This is a genomic window from Streptomyces sp. NPDC048417 (assembly GCF_040651615.1).
GTDB lineage: Bacteria > Actinomycetota > Actinomycetes > Streptomycetales > Streptomycetaceae > Streptomyces.
This window is the reverse complement of record NZ_JBEZKI010000010.1, coordinates 242,897-256,940: the sequence shown is the minus strand read 5'-3', so window position 1 is coordinate 256,940 and position 14,044 is coordinate 242,897. Positions and strand designations below refer to the sequence as shown.

Annotated in this window: 14 protein-coding genes and 1 pseudogene; 7 read left to right on the top strand and 8 right to left on the bottom strand. The window is 71.3% G+C overall.

Annotation, left to right across the window (positions count from 1 at the left end; genetic code table 11):
• Positions 1-148: 148 nt before the first annotated feature.
• Positions 149-802, bottom strand: a complete 654-nt coding sequence (locus AB0D59_RS18290) for a class I SAM-dependent methyltransferase (RefSeq protein ID WP_362565905.1) — start codon at positions 800-802, stop codon at positions 149-151.
• Between the two features lie 247 nt (positions 803-1,049).
• Between AB0D59_RS18290 and AB0D59_RS18285 the strand changes: the two genes are divergently transcribed.
• From AB0D59_RS18285 to AB0D59_RS18265, 5 genes are all read left to right on the top strand, one after another.
• On the top strand, positions 1,050-1,172 hold the full coding sequence (locus tag AB0D59_RS18285) for a hypothetical protein (RefSeq protein WP_362565904.1): 123 nt from the start codon (positions 1,050-1,052) through the stop codon (positions 1,170-1,172).
• A 60-nt stretch (positions 1,173-1,232) separates the two neighbouring features.
• On the top strand, positions 1,233-1,583 hold the full coding sequence (locus AB0D59_RS18280; protein WP_362565903.1) for a cytidine deaminase: 351 nt from the start codon (positions 1,233-1,235) through the stop codon (positions 1,581-1,583).
• Positions 1,584-2,138: 555 nt separating this feature from the next.
• Positions 2,139-2,606 (top strand): hypothetical protein, encoded by a 468-nt coding sequence (locus AB0D59_RS18275; RefSeq protein WP_362565902.1) that lies wholly within the window; start codon positions 2,139-2,141, stop codon positions 2,604-2,606.
• A 152-nt stretch (positions 2,607-2,758) separates the two neighbouring features.
• A complete protein-coding gene (locus tag AB0D59_RS18270; RefSeq protein WP_362565900.1) occupies positions 2,759-4,093 on the top strand; it encodes a beta-xylosidase in 1,335 nt (444 codons plus the stop codon).
• Between the two features lie 110 nt (positions 4,094-4,203).
• A complete protein-coding gene (locus AB0D59_RS18265; protein ID WP_362565898.1) occupies positions 4,204-5,262 on the top strand; it encodes a DUF916 domain-containing protein in 1,059 nt (352 codons plus the stop codon).
• On the opposite strand, the gene AB0D59_RS18260 is transcribed toward AB0D59_RS18265, so the two are convergent.
• Both AB0D59_RS18260 and AB0D59_RS18255 read right to left on the bottom strand, forming a co-directional pair.
• Positions 5,156-5,494, bottom strand: a complete 339-nt coding sequence (locus AB0D59_RS18260; RefSeq protein ID WP_362565897.1) for a P-II family nitrogen regulator — start codon at positions 5,492-5,494, stop codon at positions 5,156-5,158. The genes AB0D59_RS18265 and AB0D59_RS18260 overlap by 107 nt on opposite strands.
• A complete protein-coding gene (locus tag AB0D59_RS18255) occupies positions 5,491-6,801 on the bottom strand; it encodes an ammonium transporter (protein WP_362565896.1) in 1,311 nt (436 codons plus the stop codon). The genes AB0D59_RS18260 and AB0D59_RS18255 overlap by 4 nt, the downstream gene beginning before the upstream one ends.
• A 151-nt stretch (positions 6,802-6,952) precedes the next feature.
• Between AB0D59_RS18255 and era the strand changes: the two genes are divergently transcribed.
• Positions 6,953-7,912 (top strand): GTPase Era, encoded by a 960-nt coding sequence (gene era, locus AB0D59_RS18250; protein WP_362565894.1) that lies wholly within the window; start codon positions 6,953-6,955, stop codon positions 7,910-7,912.
• 197 nt (positions 7,913-8,109) lie between these two features.
• Here the strand turns inward: era and AB0D59_RS18245 are convergent, their stop codons facing one another.
• From AB0D59_RS18245 to AB0D59_RS18235, 3 genes and pseudogenes are all read right to left on the bottom strand, one after another.
• Positions 8,110-8,589 (bottom strand): hypothetical protein, encoded by a 480-nt coding sequence (locus AB0D59_RS18245; RefSeq protein WP_362565984.1) that lies wholly within the window; start codon positions 8,587-8,589, stop codon positions 8,110-8,112.
• Between the two features lie 148 nt (positions 8,590-8,737).
• Positions 8,738-9,453, bottom strand: a pseudogene (locus tag AB0D59_RS18240) (putative T7SS-secreted protein); the annotation flags it as partial.
• A 67-nt stretch (positions 9,454-9,520) separates the two neighbouring features.
• Entirely contained in the window at positions 9,521-10,369 is an 849-nt protein-coding gene (locus AB0D59_RS18235; RefSeq protein WP_362565892.1) for a helix-turn-helix transcriptional regulator, read from the bottom strand.
• Between the two features lie 149 nt (positions 10,370-10,518).
• Here AB0D59_RS18235 and AB0D59_RS18230 point away from each other — a divergent pair, with 149 nt between their 5' ends.
• Complete coding sequence (locus AB0D59_RS18230; RefSeq protein ID WP_362565890.1) at positions 10,519-11,376, top strand: NAD(P)-dependent oxidoreductase; 858 nt, start codon at positions 10,519-10,521, stop codon at positions 11,374-11,376.
• Positions 11,377-11,381: 5 nt separating this feature from the next.
• Here AB0D59_RS18230 and AB0D59_RS18225 read toward each other — a convergent pair whose 3' ends face one another.
• Positions 11,382-12,635, bottom strand: a complete 1,254-nt coding sequence (locus tag AB0D59_RS18225; protein WP_362565889.1) for an MFS transporter — start codon at positions 12,633-12,635, stop codon at positions 11,382-11,384.
• Positions 12,632-14,020: a GH1 family beta-glucosidase gene (locus AB0D59_RS18220; RefSeq protein ID WP_362565887.1), complete on the bottom strand. Its 1,389-nt coding sequence runs from the start codon at positions 14,018-14,020 to the stop codon at positions 12,632-12,634. The genes AB0D59_RS18225 and AB0D59_RS18220 overlap by 4 nt, the downstream gene beginning before the upstream one ends.
• Positions 14,021-14,044 lie beyond the last annotated feature (24 nt).

Genomic DNA, 14,044 nt, shown 5'->3' with positions numbered 1-14,044 from the left:
CGCCGGGCTCGCCACGCATCGGGACCGCGCACTGGTCGCGTTCTTCCCTCTCGACCCGCGCACGGGCCGAGCAGCCGGCACGGAGTGGCTGACCTCAGCCACGGCATCTTCACCGCACGGCTGCCGATGCCGGCGCGGTTGTGGCCTCTCAGCCTGGGGCGGTCGGCGGTTCTGCGACGCCGATGAAGTTCCCGCCCATGGTCCGGATGCCGACCGACCAGCCCAGCGCTGTGAGGTCGTCCGTGAGGGTCTGGGCATCGTGGAATACCTTCACGATGCGGTACTGGCTGCCGTCATCGAGCCGGCGCAGCGCGGCCGGGGCCGGCTGGTTCGCGAGGACTTCCTCGTATGCGGCTGCGGCGGGGCCGTCGTCGATGAAGATCGCTTTGCCGCCCGGCGTGAGCGCGGCGGCGACGGTGTTCCACAAGTCGGGCAACCGTGTCGGTGGGACATGGGAGAGCCAGAAGGCGAAGAACACGGTGTCGTAGCGTCGTGGCGGCTGCCACTCGAACAGGTCGGCCTCAAGGAATTGCACGGTGGGAGATGGGGTGCGCGCCCGGGCGAGGGCCAACACCTCGGTTGCCGCGTCGACGGCCGTCACCGAATGCGCCCGCGCGGCGAGCAGAGGGGTCCACTGGCCCGTTCCGCAGGCCAACTCCAGTACGTCCCCGGCAATCGGGAGGTCATCGACGACAGCCAGCAACCTCTGGAGGTCTTCGTACTCTGCATAGGGCCGGTCGTATTCGGCCGCGCCGGCCCGGTAGTAGGCCATCTGTTCTGCCAGGAGAGGGTCGTCATCCAATGCAGGTTCCTCTCATCCGGGTTCCGTCAGAGACAAGCGCTCAGCTCACCAGTGCGGTCACCACGGACAGTGTCGGCCTTCACCTTTGGGCAAGGTCAAGAGTCATGAGGGTCTTGTGCGTCTCGACGGCGAAGCCGGCTTCGGCAAGCCACTCCATCGTTCGGTCATGCTGGCGACGATGGACGACATAGACCCTCATCGGGTGCCTGCCATAGCCCTCAGTCTTCAACTGTGACTCGTCGCCGACATGGAAGCCGAGCAGCAACGGCCCACCGGGCCGAAGCTGCCGTATCTGCCGTTGGTGAACGGTGCGCGGGGGCCGGTGCTGCACACGGGTGTACGGAGTCAGATCCTCCAGACCCTCGACTGACTCCGTCCGGTGGCGGGGCGGGCGGTGGGTCTTCTCCCGGGTGTTCGTATGCTTCGGGGCATGACCGAGAGCAGCGCGCTTGATCCTGAGGACCGCAAGATCGTCACCCTGGCCCGGTCGGCGCGGGCCCGTAACGGGGTGCCCGAGGGGGCGGCCGTGCGGGACTCGACGGGGCGGACGTATGTGGCGGGGACCGTGGAACTGGCCTCGCTGAAGCTGAGCGCGCTGCGGACGGCGGTGGCGATGGCGGTGGCGTCGGGGGCGGAGTCGCTGGAGGCGGCGGCGGTTGTTTCTGGGGCGGACGGGGTTTCGGCCGAGGATCTCGCGGCGGTGCGGGATCTTGGGGGACCGGGGACGCCGGTGCTGCTTGCGGGGCCGGGCGGAGAGGTACGGCTGACTGTCCCCGCCTGACCTTTCCCACCCACCCACCCACCCGACTCGCTCTGCTGAGAAGCGAGGAGCTTATTGACTCCGTCGGTCGAGGGGTCGGGGACTGTTGACTCGGGTGGGCGGGGGCGCAGGACGGGCGCGGCGCCGTCGTGGTTGGTCGCGCAGTTCCCCGCGCCCCTTCGGGCGGGACCAGCGCAGGCGCCCCGAAAGCGGCGCGGGGAACTGCGCGATCAGCCCCCGCTCAGCCGCTCCGCGCCTCCGGCCGCTCCGCGCCTCCGGCCGGACCGCGCCTCCGGCCGCTCCGCGCCTCCGGCCGGACCGCGCCTCCGGCCGCTCCGCGCCTCCGGCCGGACCGCCCGCCTCTCGCCGCCCCCACCTCCGCTTCGCGGACAGTCGGCCAGATTTCAACCTTGTCGGTCCCTGTCTCTCGCGTATCAATGGGACCGTAAGTTCCGACGGACCGTCAGATTTTGATGGTGCGTCAGATTCGGCCCCGCGGTGTGCCCGCATCCACCCGGACCGGGGTCGCCATCCCCACATGGCATTCCCACACAACGGGAAGGGAGCCCGATCTCCATGAAACGCTTGACCACCGGTGCGGCACTCGCGGCGGGGGCCCTCGCCGCCACGGCACTGGCCTTCGCGCCCTCGGCCGCCGCCGTCACCCCGACCACCGCCACCGTCACCGCCAGCTGCGGCATCTTCGGCGGCGGCGCGGCCACCCTCACCGCGACCCAGAGCGGTACCTCGGCCACCCTCACGCTCACCTCCAGCGCGATCACCACCCCGCTCGCCCTGTCGGCGAACTCCATCGCCTCCACGCTCACCATGGCCAACTCGGCCGGCAGCAACGTCGTCTTCAGTGGCACCGTGAACCCGGCCATGGCCGCCGGCAGCGCCGTCACCGTCGGCCCGCTGCCCGGCACCGTCGCCTCCGGTGACAGCCTCGACTTCTACGGCGGCTCCCTGAAGATGGTCATCTTCGGCGTCACCGTCACCTGTACGTCCAGTGCCGCCCAGTCCCCGGGCCCGTTCGTCTTCTGAGTACCGACGGGTTCGTTCCGGATGCCGCAGAAGCTGATGAACCGTCAGGTTTCTGCGGCATCTCCATTGACTTCTCACGCGCCCTCCACATCAATGGCCCCCTGTCGGCGCAGAGGAGCCGCTGCGCCCGCAACCCTCAGGAGGGGGCTTCCATGGGTTCACCCCCAAGATCACGAAGATCCCGACGGTGGCGCTGGATCTCACTGTTCGGGGCGACCGCGCTCGCGGTCACGACGGGGGGCGCGCTGGCCTGTCCGGCCGGCGCTGCCGGGACGAACGTCGACTTCGCCACGCACTGCATTCCGCCCGCCGTCGCGGGCCTCCCGCCGATCGACGGCACCACCACCGCCAGCATCTCGGTGGACGACACCACCCCCAAGGTCGGCGACACGGTCACCGTGACCTACACCGTGGTCACGCCCGCCGCCAACAACCCCACCGCTCTCGCCCTGCCGGCCGACATCATGACGCCGACCGGGAAGGTGACGCTGGGCGGGGCGCAGAGCGGGGACGTCACGGTCACCGGGCCGAAGAAGAACGACCCGGTGCCCGGCTACGGCACCTTCCCGTCGTTCTCCATGACCGGCACCTTCACGGTCACCTCGCCGGGTGCCATCACCCTCTCGCCCGGCGACTACAACATCCACACCAGCTACATCCTGGAGCTGGACACCCCCTGCACGGTCACCAACCCGCCCGCCCCGGTGTCGGAGACCGTCACGGCGACCGACTCGACCCCGGTCAACAACCGTGCCATCAGCCTGAGTTCGGCCTCCGGGAACCCCGGTGACAGCGTGACCGTCAGCGGGCAGAACTTCACACCCGGCGCGAGCGTCACGCTCGCCGGGCGGTCCGGGACCAGCCAGACCGCGGACACGGCCACCGCGACCGCGGGCTCCGACGGCTCCTTCAGCGCCCCGCTCACCGTCAACGACAAGACGACGACCGGGATCGTGGCGTACGAGGGCAGCGCGTGGAGCGACACGGCGGGGGCCGGTCCGGCCGCCTACGTCGTCAACGACACCACACCGGTGCCGGACGGGAGCCAGAAGCTGACGACCACCGTCAAGGCGGGGACCCTGTCCATGTCCCAGGCCGGGGACTCCGTCGCGCTGTCGGCGGTCGACTTCGGTCAGGGCGGGGCCTCCACCGGTGCGCTGCAGACCGTCACCGTCAAGGACTTCCGCGGCGGTCCGGCCGGGTGGTCGCTCACCGGTAAGGTCACCGACTTCACCGGTCCCGGCGCCAAGATCGACGCCGGGAAGCTCAGCTGGACCCCGTCCTGTGCCACCAAGGCGGGCAGCCCGAGCACCTGTGCGGCCGGTTCCGCGGGCGCCGTCGGCGGTTCCGGAGCGACCCTCGCGTCGACCCCGGACGGCACGGTCACCGGCGGCGAGTTCACGGTCGGCGCCGGACTCTCCCTGGACGTACCGGCGTTCACGCCTCCGGGGTCCTACTCCGGAGTCCTCACCCTGACGCTCACCTGAGCCAGCTCCCCTGTGGCGACCGGGCTTTCCTTTCGTGATGATCTTCATGAAGGACCATCGTGAAAGACCCGGTCGTCACCCGACCCGCTTCCGACCGGGGGTCCGCACCCATGCGTCGCGTCAAGCCGTATGTCCTCCTCCTGAGCCTGCTCCTCGGACTCCTGTGCACGGCGGCTCCCGCGCACGCCGCCGACAACGGCAGCTGGTCCGTCTACCCGGTCGCCTCCAAGATCGCGGCGCGGCCGTACTTCTATCTCTCCCTCGACCCCGGGCAGACGATCACCGACAAGGTGGCCGTCGCCAACAAGACCGCCGAACCGCTGACCTTCCGGCTGTACGCGGCCGACGCCTACAACACCGCGCGGGACGGCGGGTTCGCCGTCCGGACGGTGAAGGAGAAGATGCGGGGGGTGGGGGCCTGGGCGCGCATCGCGAAGACGCGGGTCACCGTGGAGCCGCACCAGACGGTCACCGTTCCCTTCACCCTGCGGGTGCCCCAGGGCGCCGAGCCCGGTGACCATCCGGGGGCGATCGTGGCGCTGGACGAGCGCGTCGACCCGGGGGCCGGCTCCCTCGCGCTCGGTGTGCGGCGGGCCGTCGGCGCCCGGGTCTACCTGCGGGTGAGCGGGCCGACGCTCCCGGCCGTCGCCGTCGAGAACGTGCACCTCACCCACCACCAGCCGCTCGTGCCCGGCCTCGGCGACAGCACGGCGACCGTCTCCTACACCCTGCACAACACGGGGAACGTGACGTTGAACCCCAGGGTGCGGCTGCGGGCCGAGGGGCTCTTCGGCCGTACTCTGCTCAGCCGCGACCTCGCCGGGATCCCCGCCGAACTGCTGCCGGGGGAGCGCGTGCGGCTCACCGCGCCCTGGCGGGACGCGCCCCAACTCGACTGGGGGAGCGTGACGTTGACGGCCAGCGCGACCGGCACCAGGGAGTCGGCGAGCACGTCGTTCCTCGCGCTGCCGTGGCTGGTGGTGGGGCTGGCCTTCGTCGCCGGGGTGGCGGGCGGCGTGCTGCTCGCCCGGGCGCGCCGGGGCCGCGGTCTGCCGCGGCTGCTCAGAGGGCGTCGGGGCCGCGTTCGCCCGTCCGCACCCGTACGACCGTCTCCACCGGCATCACCCACACCTTCCCGTCCCCGATCTTCCCCGTCCGCGCGGCCTTGACGATCGCCTCGATCGCCGGCTCGGAGTCGGCGTCCTCGACGACGACCTCGATCCGGACCTTGGGGACCAGGTCGACCTGGTACTCGGCACCGCGGTACACCTCGGTGTGACCGCGCTGCCGGCCGTACCCGCTGGCCTCGGCCACGGTCAGGCCGTGCACCCCGATCTCCTGGAGAGCGGTCTTCACCGCCTCGAGGCGGTAGGGCTTGACGATCGCGGTGACGAGCTTCATGGGCGGGTCTTGACCTTCTGGGCGGAGGGGAGGACGGACGCGCTGACCGGGGCGCCGTGGCCCAGGACCCCGTGATCGTAAGCCGTCTCGGCGTGCACTGTAAGGTCCAGGCCGGTGTGCTCCTGCTCCTCGCTCGCCCTGAAGCCCAGCGTCCTGTCGAGCAGCTTGCCGAGGCCGTACGTCACCGCGAACGCGTATGCCGCCACGGCCGCCACCGCCACCGCCTGCCTGCCGAGCTGGGCGAGCCCGCCGCCGTAGAGGAGGCCCTCCGCGCCGCCGGTCATGGCTCGCTCCGCGAACAGGCCGATGAGAAGGGTGCCGATGACACCGCCGACCAGGTGAACGCCGACGACGTCGAGCGAGTCGTCGTAGTTCAGCTTGAACTTCCAGGAGACCGCGTACGAGCAGACCACGCCCGCGGCGAGGCCGACGGCCAGCGCGCCGAGCAGCGAGACCGAGCCGCAGGACGGGGTGATCGCGACCAGGCCGGCGACCGCGCCGGAGGCCGCGCCCAGTGTGGTCGGGTGGCCGTCGCGCTTCTGCTCGACGAAGAGCCAGCCCAGCAGGCCGGTGCAGCCGGCGGCCATGGTGTTGAGGAAGGCGGCGGCCGCGAGGCCGTTCGCGCCGAGCGCGCTGCCCGCGTTGAAGCCGAACCAGCCGAACCAGAGCAGACCGGCGCCCAGGATCACCATCGGGAGGTTGTGCGGGCGCATCGCGTCCTTCTTGAACCCGAGCCGCGGGCCGAGGACCAGGCACAGGGCCAGGCCGGAGGCGCCGGAGGTGATCTCGACGGGGAGGCCGCCGGCGAAGTCCAGGGCGCCGAGGTGGTGCAGGATCCAGCCACCCGGGCCCCAGACCCAGTGCGCCACCGGAACGTATACCAGCAGCGTCCAGACCGGGACGAACACCAGCCACGCGCCGAACTTCGCCCGGTCCGCGACGGCGCCGCTGATCAGCGCGGCCGTGACGATCGCGAAGGTGAGCTGGAAGGTGGCGAAGAGGAGGGTGGGGACCGTGCCCTGCACGCTGTCCGGTCCGATCCCGTGCATCCCGGCGTGCCGCAGCCCGCCGATGAGCCCCGCCCCGACGTCCTCCCCGAAGGCCAGCGCGTACCCGCCCGCCAGCCACACCACCGTCACCAGCGCGATCGACACGAAGCTCATCATCAGCATGTTGAGGACGCTCTTCGTACGGACCATGCCGCCGTAGAACAGGGCCAGGCCCGGGGTCATCAGCAGGACCAGGGCGGTGGCGGCGAGCAGCCAGGCGGTGTCGCCGGTGTCGGCGTGCGCGGCGGAGAGGATCACGGGCGTCTCCAACGTCGTGGGGGCTCGTCAGAGATTCACCGGAGCGCGTTTCCGGTCGCGTACGGCTGTGTTTCCGTGACGTTTCGTTGCGTCGGGGTTACCGGATTCTCACGGTGCGGCGGGGTGTCGTGGATCAGGGAGAATGGGGGGCATGAGCGTTCGCAGCCAGTCAACCGAGCCGTCGGAATCGTCGGAGGCCGTCCACCGGGCGGGCTTCGCCTGTTTCGTCGGGCGCCCCAACGCGGGCAAGTCCACCCTCACGAACGCTCTGGTCGGGCAGAAGGTGGCGATCACCGCGAACCAGCCGCAGACCACGCGGCACACGGTACGCGGCATCGTGCACCGGCCGGACGCCCAGCTGATCCTGGTCGACACCCCCGGCCTGCACAAGCCGCGCACCCTGCTCGGCGAGCGCCTCAACGACGTGGTCCGCACCACCTGGGCGGAGGTCGACGTGATCGGCTTCTGCCTGCCGGCGAACGAGAAGATCGGCCCCGGTGACCGCTTCATCGCCAAGGAGCTGGCCGGGATCCGCAAGACCCCGAAGATCGCGATCGTCACCAAGACCGACCTCGTCGACTCCAAGGCCCTCGCCGAGCAGCTGATCGCCATCGACCAGATGGGCAAGGAGCTGGGCTTCGAGTGGGCCGAGATCGTGCCGGTGTCGGCGGTCGGCGACAAGCAGGTGAGCCTGCTGGCCGACCTCCTCGTCCCGCTCCTCCCCGAGGGCCCGGCCCTCTACCCCGAGGGCGACCTCACCGACGAGCCCGAGCAGGTCATGATCGCGGAACTGATCCGCGAGGCGGCCCTGGAGGGCGTCCGCGACGAGCTGCCGCACTCCATCGCCGTCGTGGTCGAGGAGATGCTCCCCCGCCCGGACCGCCCCGCCGACAAGCCCCTCCTGGACATCCACGCCAACCTCTACATCGAACGCCCCAGCCAGAAGGGCATCGTCATCGGCCCCAAGGGCACGCGCCTGAAGGAGGTCGGCATCAAGTCCCGCAAGCAGATCGAGGCACTGCTCGGCACGCCGGTCTTCTTGGACCTGCATGTGAAGGTGGCCAAGGACTGGCAGCGGGACCCGAAGCAGTTGCGGCGGCTGGGGTTCTGAGGGGGCGGGGCGCGTCGGCCGCGCGGCGGTAGCCGCATGTTGATGCAGCCTCGACCTGCACGTGAAGGTGGCCAAGGACTGGCAGCGGGCCCCGAAGCAGTTGCGGCGGCTGGGGTTCTAGGACCGACCGCGTTCAGCGAGGCGAACTCCCTGAACTCGTAGTGCTCGGCGATGTCGGCCCAAGAGCCTGTGCCTTCCTAAGTCGTCGCGCCGAAGGATGCGACGAAGTCCCGTACCACCGCCGCGGAGAAGGGGTCGGTCGCGGGGTCCTCCGGTGTGAGCAGACTGACGGTGTAGTACTCGGCCATCAGCAGGCCCGTTCCTTCGACCGCCTGTTCGATGTCGGGGTCGTCCGTCCTGATGCCGGAGATCGCCGTGGCGTGCAGCGGCCCCGTGCGCCGCCGGTAGAAGACGGCGTACGGCCCCTGCCCCGAGTCGTCCAGCGCGTAGCCGTTCTCCTCCCAGAAGTCCTCCATCTCCAGCCCGGAGGAGAAGGTGACGATCCCGGAGTAGTCGTCGTCCGGTTCGGGCAGCCGCCAGTCCGCTTCCCCGGCCGTCGGCTCCCCGGACAGCAGGAGCTGTGTCCACCGCTGCCGCGCGCGGGCCACGAAGCGGCGCATGGCGTCGGGGAAGGCCGCGTCCACGGTGAAGTCGTTCGAATAGCCGGTGAGATCCATGGGTGTTCCTCGCAGGGGTGCCGAGTCCGGGGTGATGTGCGTCGCTCAGGCCGTCCAGCCCGAGGTCGGGCCGTGGTACCGGATCGCGTCGCGGGGGATGGTGACGTCGCTGTTGGAGAACCAGATGTGATCCCGGCCGCCCCGGAGCCTCCTCGAACCAGTGACCGACGTCCTGCCACCAGTGCCGGTTCGGGATCCCCGCGTCGGACGCCTCGTCGATCTTCCGCTTCGCCTCGCCCGCCGCGTCGTCCCGCATCTTGCGGGCGTCCTCGGCCATCTTCTTCGCCGCGTCGAGGGCGTTGTGGGCGGTGGTGACGTCCGACTGGGCCTGGGTGTGGGCGGACTTGGCGCTCTGTACGTCCCGGGTGGCGGCCCGCGCTTTCGCCTCGTCCGGCTTGTCGCCGTCCGATTTGCTGCCGGTGGGGTCGTCCTTGTACTTGTCGGCTTCCTTGCCAGCGCGGGTGACCCAGGAATCGGCGGAGGACAGACGGGACTTGGCGGAAGAGAGGTCGGACTGGGCTTCCTTCGCCTTGGCGAGGGCCTTGTCGGCCAGGGCCTGCGCGCGCTCCAGCTTGGGCCAGTAGTCAGCGAGCGCGTCGCCGCACATCTCGTACGACTTCTTCAGCTTCTTCAGGTTCTTCGGGACGTCCTTGAACTGCTCCTTGAAGACGTCCGCGGACTTGCCGGCCCACTGAAGGAGGGTGTCCTCGCCGGCCATGCCCTTGACCAGGCGCAGGGCGTCCGAGACATCGTCGGCGAAGTCATGCACTGCTTCGCGAGGGAACGGACACGCTGAGGGTCCCCGGGGGTGGGGTCCTTGTCCAGGTCGAGTGGATGCCAGTCCGCCGGCCGATACCCCGCCATGACCCCGCAACCCCCGTTGCCGTTCTTCACTCATTGCGCGTGCGTCCCGGCAAAGGTATCCGGTGGGTCAAGTGCGGCTGGGCGTCATGTCCTGCAGTCCCAGGACTCGTAGCAGTTGCAGGCGTTCGTGGGACTCCGTGCCCGGGCGGGCCGTGTGGATGACGAGGAGCTGGTTGTGGTCGGCGGCGAGCAGGACCTCGCAGTCCAGCTCCAGCAGGCCGACGGCCGGGTGGCGGAAGCGTTTTGTCGCCGCCCGGCGTACCGAGACCTCGTGTTGGGCCCAGAGGTCGGCGAACTCCTGGCTGTGGGCGCGAAGTTCGGCCACCAGCGCGCCCGGCGCCGGGTCCGTGGGGCGGGCCGCCGCCACCGCGCGCAGGTTCGCCACGTGTTCGCGGGCCCGCACCGGCCGGTCCTCCGGCGGGAACAGGGTGTGGGACGCCGGGTCCAGGAAGAAGCGGCGGATCACGTTGCGATCCCGGTGCGGGCGGCCCGAGACATCGCCGTACAGGGCCCTGGCGAGGGCGTTCTGGGCGAGGACCTCGCCCAGGTCGGTGATCACGGTCGCGGGCGCGTCGTGCAGCCGGTCCAGGACCAGCAGCAGCCCCGGGCGGACATGGGTGCTGGTCGCGTCGCGGCGCGGGGGTTCCTCGCCGGTCAGGTGGAAGAGATGGTCGCGTTCGTCCTCCGTCAGGCGCAGTGCGCGGGCCATCGCCGTCAGCATCTGGCGGGAGGGGCGCGGGCCCCGGGACTGTTCGAGGCGGGTGTAGTAGTCCGCCGACATGCCCGCCAGAGACGCCACCTCCTCGCGGCGCAGGCCCGGGGTGCGGCGGCGGGCGCCGGGGGCCAGGCCCACGTCGGCGGGGTCCAGGCGGGTGCGGGCGTGGCGCAGGAAGTCGGCCAGTTCGGGGCGGTTCACCCCTCCAGGGTCGCCCGGGCCGCCCGGCTTATCCAGGGATTGCCGGTCCCCTGATCGGGAGGTCTCTCCCGGCCGTGGGGCAGGCGGACGAGGGTGGTGGCACCAGAGCCAAGGAAGCCAAGGAAGCGAAGGAAGAGAAGGAGAAGACCGTGATCACTCTTGTCACCGGTGCGACGGGGCAGGTCGGACGGCGGTTCGTGCCACGACTGCTGGCACAGGCCCGGCCGGGGGAGCGGGTACGGGTGCTCGTGCGGGACGCGGCCCGCGGGGAGCCGTTCGCCGATCTCGGCGCCGAGGCCGTCGTCGGCGACCTGCGGGACGAGGAGGCGCTCGGCAAGGCCGTCGCCGGGGCGGACGCCGTGGTGAACGTCGCCGCCGCCTTCCGCGGGGTGCCGGACGAGGAGGCCCGGGCCGTCAACCGGGACGCGGCGGTGGCGCTCGGGCGGGCCGCGCTCGGCGCCGGCGTACGGCGGTTCGTTCAGGTCAGTACCGGGCTCGTGTACGGCACCGGACGCGGCCGCCCGCTGACCGAGGACGACGAGAGCCGCCCCGGCGGTGAGATGTGGGGCGCCTACCCCGAGTCCAAGGCGATCGCCGAGCGGGAACTGCTCGCGCTGGAGGGCGGCATGGAGGTGCGGATCGGGCGGCTGCCCTTCGTCTACGGCGAGGGCGACCCCCACCTCGCCGACTCCCTGCGCTGGGCGGCGCACTGGGCACCGACCCAGCGGCTGCACATGGGTCACCACGCCGATGTCGGGCAGGGGCTGCTGCGCCTCCTGTACGCCCCGGCGGTGGACGGCCCGGTCCACAACATCGCCGACGACGCCCCCGTCACGGCCGTGGACCTGCACCAGCTCAACGGCGTCGAGGTGCCCGCGGACCTGCACACCCACACCGACCCCGACCCCTGGTTCGGGATCATGTCCACCCAGAAGATCCGCCGGGATCTCGGTTTCCGGCCGATTTACCCGAGCGTCTGGGCGGCCCGGGACGCCGGGGCCCTGTAGGAACGTCAGTCGACCCCTCTGATCCGCCCCACCAGCCCCGCCCCCGCCAGCCCGATCACCGCCGCCGCCAGGTAGAGCACCCGGTAGCCGCCCAGGTACGTCACGACCGGCGCGGCGAGGGCGGGCGCCGCGACCTGGGGCAGGGCGTTGGCCACGTTGATGACACCGAGGTCCTTGCCGCGGTCCAGGGCCTTGGGCAGGACGTCCGTCATCAGGGCGAAGTCGACCGAGGTGAACACGCCGAAGCCGATGCCGAGGAAGGCCGCCGCGACGATCGCCCCCGGCCAGGTCTGCCACGCCGCGAGCAGCGCCGTCGCCGCCGCCATCAGCATCCCCGACCAGACGACGAACGGCTTGCGCCGGCCCACCCGGTCCGACCAGACCCCGCCGACCACGACCGTCGCCATCAGCGTCAGCCCGTTCACCGCCGTCAGGATCAGTACGCCCTGGTCGGGGTCGTGGTAGTGCAGGCGGTCCCGCAGGTAGTACAGCAGGTACAGCAGCACCAGCGCATTGCTCAGGTTGATCAGGAAGCGGGTCAGCCAGGCCCAGCCCAGGTCCGGATAGCGGCGCGGGCTCAGCCAGAAGCCCGTCAGGAAGCCCCGCCGGGACCAGGGCGGCCGGTCCTCCGGGGCCAGCCGCAGATCCGGGTGGCGGAGCACGTACGGCAGCACGCCGACCGCCGTGAACACCGCGCACGCCACATAGCCCGCCCCGACACCCCCGGCGGCCGTCGCCAGCCCCGTGCCGCCGACCACCCCGAGGATCTGCGCGGCCCCCAGCCAGCCGCCCACCGAACCCCGCTGGCCTCTCGGCACCCGGTCCGGCACCGCCGCCGTCACCGCCGCGAAGGCCGCGTTCAGCGTCAGCTGGACCAGGCACCAGCCCAGCATCATCGTCCACATGCCGCCGGCGCCCGCGAGGAGCAGCAGCGACAGCGCCCCGCCCGCCGTGCCGGCCACGATCCACGGCGTACGGCGGCCCCAGCGGGACGTCGTACGGTCCGACAGCGCGCCGAAGACCGGGTTCGCCGCCAGCGACACCACCGCGCCGACGCCCGTCACCCACGCCAGCATCGTCTCCTTCGACATCCCGGAGCCGGGCGCGAAGTCCTTGGCCTGGGAGGCGAGGAGGATCTGGAGGGGGCCGTACCAGCCCACCCAGATCGCCCCGTTGGCGAGGGAGAGCGCCGACGTCCAGCCCCGGCCGACCTTCTCGGCCGGTTCCGCCAGCGCGGCCGGCGCCCGGGTCGTCGTCATCCCCGCGCCTGGAATCTCTGCGCCGGGAGTCGCTGCGCCCGGATCAGGTCCCGGAACCAGCCGTACGACGGCTTCGGCGTCCGTGCCTGGGTGGCGTAGTCCACGTGGACCAGACCGAAGCGGCGCGCGTACCCCTCCGCCCACTCGAAGTTGTCGAGGAGCGACCAGACGAAGTAGCCGCGCACGTCCACCCCGGCCTCCACCGCCCGGTGCAGCGCCCGGATGTGGCCGTCCAGGTAGGCGATGCGGTCCTGGTCGTCGAGGCCCTCGTAGGAGCAGCCGTTCTCGGTGATGACGATCGGCGGGAGCTTGTCGCCGTAGCGGTCCCGGAAGCCGGTGAGGAGTTCGGTGAGGCCCTCCGGGACCACCGGCCAGCCGAAGTCCGTGACCGGCACGTCCTCGATGTCCTGGACGGAGAAGGGGAGTTCGGCGGGGAGGGTGAGCCCGCCGAACTCGATCTCGGCGCCCTGCGGGGCGCCCACCTTCGTCGGGGCGTAGTAGTTGACGCCGTACCAGTCGAGCGGCTCGGAGATCACCTTCAGGTCCGCGGCGACATCGCCCGGCATCAGGTCGCCCATGCCCTCCGGGTACTCGCCCAGCAGGACCGGCTCCGCGAACAGCCGGTTGAGGAGGAGGTCGTAGAAGCCGGCCGCCTCCAGGTCCGGCTGCTCCTGGGAGGCCGGCCAGGTGGGGCCGTGGGAGTTGGCGATGCCGATGTCGGCGGCGCCGGCCGCGCGCAGTGCCCGTACCGCCAGACCGTGGGCGAGGAGCTGGTGGTGGGCGACCGGGAGCGCGTCGAACATCAGCTGCTCGCCGGGGGCGTGGGCGCCCAGCGCGTGGCCGAACAGGGTGTGTTCGGCGGGCTCGTTGAGGGTGATCCACTTCTTGACCCGGTCACCGAGCCGGTCCGCGACCGTCGAGACGTAGTCGGCGAAGCGCGCGGCGGTGTCCCGCTCCAGCCAGCCGCCCCCCGCGGCGGAGCCGCTCTTGGACGCAGCCTGCAGGGCCGCCGGCAGGTCCCAGTGGAAGAGGGTCGGGACCGGCCGTACGCCCGCCGCGCACAGCTCGTCCACCAGCCGGTCGTAGAAGTCCAGGCCGCCCGCCGAGCGCACCCTCGGCCAGGAGATCGAGAAGCGGTACGCGTCCACGCCGAGGCCGGCCAGCAGGGCCACGTCCTCGCGGTGGCGGTGGTAGTGGTCGCAGGCCACCGCGGCCGTCGAGCCGTCCTTGATACGGCCCGGCTCGGCCGAGAACACGTCCCACACGGAGGGCTCGCGCTCGTCGGCCGCGCCCTCGATCTGGTGGGCCGAGGTCGACACACCCCAGAGGAAGCCGTCGGGGAGACCAGGGATACCGGGTATCGGATGGACCGCGTCAGTCGCCATGGCCGGGATCATCCTTACCGCCAG